Source organism: Dehalococcoidales bacterium, from assembly GCA_030698765.1.
Classification (GTDB): domain Bacteria; phylum Chloroflexota; class Dehalococcoidia; order Dehalococcoidales; family UBA2162; genus JAUYMF01.
On the sequence record JAUYMF010000067.1, the window covers coordinates 1 to 4,586 of the forward strand.

The 4,586-nt window shown below is 51.2% G+C and carries 4 protein-coding genes; 2 read left to right on the plus strand and 2 right to left on the minus strand.

The window, feature by feature from the left end:
• On the minus strand, window positions 1–876 hold an 876-nt coding region (locus Q8Q07_03205), incomplete at its 3' end, for an amidohydrolase family protein (protein MDP3879301.1).
• A 252-nt stretch (window positions 877–1,128) separates the two neighbouring features.
• Between Q8Q07_03205 and groES the strand changes: the two genes are divergently transcribed.
• Window positions 1,129–1,425, plus strand: a complete 297-nt coding sequence (gene groES, locus Q8Q07_03210; GenBank protein MDP3879302.1) for a co-chaperone GroES — start codon at window positions 1,129–1,131, stop codon at window positions 1,423–1,425.
• A 30-nt stretch (window positions 1,426–1,455) separates the two neighbouring features.
• The gene (gene groL / locus Q8Q07_03215; GenBank protein ID MDP3879303.1) at window positions 1,456–3,093 is read left to right on the plus strand and encodes a chaperonin GroEL; all 1,638 of its coding nucleotides are present in this window, start codon (window positions 1,456–1,458) and stop codon (window positions 3,091–3,093) included.
• A gap of 88 nt (window positions 3,094–3,181) precedes the next feature.
• Here groL and Q8Q07_03220 read toward each other — a convergent pair whose 3' ends face one another.
• A complete protein-coding gene (locus Q8Q07_03220; GenBank protein ID MDP3879304.1) occupies window positions 3,182–4,444 on the minus strand; it encodes a pitrilysin family protein in 1,263 nt (420 codons plus the stop codon).
• Between the last annotated feature and the right edge of the window lie 142 nt (window positions 4,445–4,586).

Here is a 4,586-nt window from a genome sequence, read left to right on the forward strand (position 1 = left end):
GACCGCATTACTTTTGAGTTTAAGTAACTTCCGGGCATTGCCTGATAATATCTGGTGTTCTGTTTCTTCGGGTAAGTCCAGGGCACGGATTTCTTTGAGCAGACGGTCCGGTCTGAGCAAAGGGTAGTCGCTGCCGAAAAGGATCTTATCCGCTCCTACCATCTGGATGACCTGCTTATATACCTGGGGGTTGTAAAGAAAAGGCGAAGCCGCCGTGTCAAAAAAAACATGACTCATTTCTCTTTTCACCTCCGGCATCAGGGCATAGAATGGTAAACCTCCACCCCAGTGGGCGCAAACAATGGTTAGCTCCGGAAAACCGGTGATGAGGGGATAGAGTACCTCCGGGGTAATGCTGCCCTTGCCCGGGTACTGATGTCCTACCGGCTCAGAGGCGTGAGTCAGCAGTATCAGGTTATGTTTGCGCATCATCTCAGCAAATGGTTGCATCAGTTCAATATCCCGGAAGTCAAGTAGCTGTATGTCCGGTCTCATCTCACCCACTCCGCTTATCCCACCCCGGACGCAACGCTCAATCTCAGCTAGGGCAGCGTCAAGTGACCGTAATTGGACTGAGCAGAATCCTGCCAGGCGTTCCGGATAGCGCGCGATGGCTTCCAGTATGTAGTCATTAGTCTCGACACATAGCTCGTGGGTTGTCCAGCCGATATTGAGCACTACTGAAATATCAATGCCGTCTTTATCCATACTGGCGATGAGTTCATCGGCGGTGGCCATCCTGGCGTCAGGGGAAGAATACATGATGGCAAAACAGGCGTCACTGTTAACATAATGGCTGCGGTTCTTCTTTATCCGGGGGGGGAAGATATGGGTGTGAAAGTCAATAATCATCGCTAGATTATAGCAGTCCAGCAAGACTGCTTCAACCCGGTTACTTGATTACAATCTGAGCAGTGAGGCGAGTATTTTAAAGATAATAGGGTTATTCGAGTTCACTTAATCTTTACCAATGCGTCTTAATCACCGTAGCTGTCTGTAGATATACACCCGCTAGGTTGCAGCCCTGAGCTACTCTGCGCTATTATAAAGATTAGCAGTCTAAGGGTGAGAGTGCTAATCAATTGCCTGCACGGCTGGCGATTAAACTTATTATGAAGGAGGACTAGAATGGCAATTAAACTTGAGCCGTTGGCTGACCGCCTGGTGGTCAAGCCTATTGAAAGGGAGGAGGTGACCAAGGGAGGGATTGTATTACCCGATACGGTCAAAGAGAAACCTCAGGAAGGAGAGGTCCTGGCGGTTGGTCCGGGGAGATTATCCGAAGATGGGAACCGGATAGCCATGGATGTTAAGGTGGGGGATATCGTGCTTTATGCCCGCTACGGAGGTACTGAGATCAAGGTCGATGGTGAAGAGGTAATGATTTTACGCGAGAGCGATATCTTAGCTAAAAAAACTAAGTAACCTTATTGAATAAAGGTAAGGAGGATATGAATGGCAAAACAGATTATATTTGGTGAAGATGTCAGGCGTGCCCTGAAGAAAGGGATAGACACCCTGGCTGACGCGGTCAAAGTGACCCTGGGGCCTAAAGGCCACCCCGTGGCGCTGGATAAGAAATGGGGTGCGCCGTCAGTGATTGATGACGGGGTTACTATCGCCAAGGAGATCGAGCTTCCTGACCCCCTGGAGAACATGGGGGTACAGCTGGTCAAGGAAGCCGCCACCAAGACCAATGATGCCTGTGGTGACGGTACGACGACTTCAACAGTTCTGGCTCACGCTATTATTACTCAAGGATTTAAGAATATCGCTGCTGGAGCCGAACCTCTGGCCCTTAAGAAGGGTGTTGAGCAGGCAACACAGGCGATTATTGCAGAGCTTAAGCGAGTATCTACCGAGGTGAAGGGTAAGGAGCAGATTGCCCAGGTCGGCACCATTACCGCCAAGGACAAGGAAATTGGTAATTTAATTGCTGAGGTGATGGAAAAAGTCGGCAAGGATGGCGTTATCACGGTTGAGGAGTCTAAAGGCACCCGCTATGAAACGGAATATGTAGAGGGCATGCAGTTTGACCGCGGCTATATCAGTCCGTATTTCATCACTAATGCGGAGCGGATGGAAGCCGTGATTGAAGACCCCTATATCCTGATAACGGACAAGAAAATCTCGGCGGTATCTGACCTTCTGCCCGCGCTGGAGAAAATCCTGCAGGCGTCAAAAAATCTGCTGATTATTGCCGAGGATGTTGATGGTGAAGCCCTGGCGACTCTGGTAGTTAACAAGCTGCGGGGTACCATTAACGTTATCGCCGTTAAGGCGCCCGGTTTTGGTGACCGGCGTAAGGCGATGCTGGAAGATATGGCTATCATTACCGGCGGTCAGATAATCTCAGAAGAGATAGGACGTAAACTGGACTCGGTTACCATAGAAGACTTGGGTCAAGCTCGGCGGGTTACCGTCGACAAGGACAATACCACCATCGTCGAGGGGAAAGGCTCGGATGAAGCCATTCAGGCGCGGATAAAGCAGATTAAAGCCCAGATTGAAGAAACAACCTCCGATTTTGACCGGGAGAAACTTCAGGAAAGGCAGGCCAAGCTGGCCGGCGGAGTGGCGGTCATCAAAGTGGGCGCGGCTACTGAAGTTGAACTTAAAGAAAGGAAACACCGGGTTGAGGATGCCCTGTCAGCGACCAGGGCGGCGGTGGAAGAGGGTATTCTGCCCGGTGGCGGGGTCGCCCTGCTCAATTCTCTGCCCGTCCTGGACAAGCTAAAGCTCAGCGGTGACGAGGCTACGGGTGTCGATATTATCAGAAAGGCAGTGGCGGAGCCAATTCGCTGGATTGCGGAGAACGCTGGTAAAGATGGCTCGGTGATTATGGATGCGGTTAAGAAGAGCCCGCCCGGCGTTGGTTATGATGCGGCTGCTGACGAGTTTGGCGATATGGTAGCCAGGGGTATCATTGACCCGACCAAGGTGGTCAGGTCCAGCCTGGAGAACGCGGCCAGTATTGCGGCAATGGTGCTGATTACCGAAGCTCTGGTAACTGATGCGCCGGAAAAGGATAAAGCGCCGGCCATGCCGCCGGGTGGTATGGGTGGTATGGGTGGAATGGAGGGCATGTATTAATCATTCCCTCTTCCGAGTGAATGCAAAGAGCCACAGCCCGCGGGCTGTGGCTCTTTTTTGTTGCCGACTGGTCGAAGTAAGGTTTATCTTATAAGTTCAATAGAGCTTCCAGTGGCGCGTTATCAGTGACGGGGCCGACTACCGCCAGGCGCAGTCGCTCACTGACCATCAGTTCCCGGGCTAATTGATTGAGCTTGTCAGCCGTGATGTTGTCAATAATTGAGATTACCTGCTCCGGACTGAGGATGCGATTCATAAGAATCTCCTGACCGCCCATCCAGCCGGCAACATTGCGGGTATCCTCCATGCGTAATAGCATACGTCCCTTGGCAAGCTCCTTAGCTTTATGCAGTTCGGTATCAGAGATTGTCTCCTTGAGGCGGGAAAGCTCTCTGGTAATTGCTTTGATAACTGCTTCCAGGTTTTTCGGCTCTACTCCGGCGTAGACAATCACCGATCCGGAATCAAGGAAATGGTCTGTATAGCTGTTAATACTGTAAGCAAGTCCCAGATTGTCCCGTATTTCAGTAAAAAGGCGACTGCTCATCCCCTCCCCGAGGACGGTATTGAGCAGGTCAAGAGCGAAGCGTTCAGGGTGGAGCAGGGACAGTCCGGGCAGTGCCAGGCACAGGTGGGCTTGCTCCGTGTCTCTTTGCTCCACCTGTAAACGTGGGTTCGGTTGTTCCTGATAAGCGGAATATTCAAGGTGAGATTGCCGGTTGCTCCACTCAGCTACGGACTGGCTTACCGCAGTTACGGCTTCCTGATGCGTTATATTGCCGGCAATAGCAACTACGGCGTTGCCGGGCAGATATTTTTTTCTATGGTAGTCAAGGAGCATTTCCCTGGAGATGGCAGCCATTGTTTCCTTGCTGCCGGCGATGTCACGTCCCAGAGGATGTCCCGGCCATAAAAGTTCATCAATCAGCAGATTGACCTGCTGTGCCGGGGTGTCCTTGCTCATGTTGATTTCTTCGATGATGACCTGGCGCTCTTTCTCGATATCTGCGGGGTCAAACCTGGAATGGAGCACCATGTCCGTGATCACGTCCAGGGCCAGTTGGAAGTGGGGTTGGGCTACTTTACACCAGTAAAGGGTTAGTTCCTTATCAGTGCCGCCGTTAAGGATTCCCCCCACCCCCGCTATTGCCTCCGAAATATCTTTGGCGGTAGTTCGTTTGGGAGTGCCCTTAAAGCACAGGTGCTCGATAAAATGTGAAATACCAGCTTGAGTTTCAATCTCGTGCCTGGAACCGGTTCCAAAAAGGAGATAGACTGATACTGACCGGGTATGAGGCATAGTGCTGCTAATAACACGCAGGCCGTTATCCAGTACACTTTTTTGGTACAATAGGCCCCCCTTTAGTTTTAGTGATGACCAGTTTATATATTAAACGGAATTACTGGTCCCGGTCAATTTAGCGGTGGGCGGGTTGACGAATAATGGTAAATAAGCTAGAGTTAATTGGTGCTTGCCGAAGTGGCGGAATGGC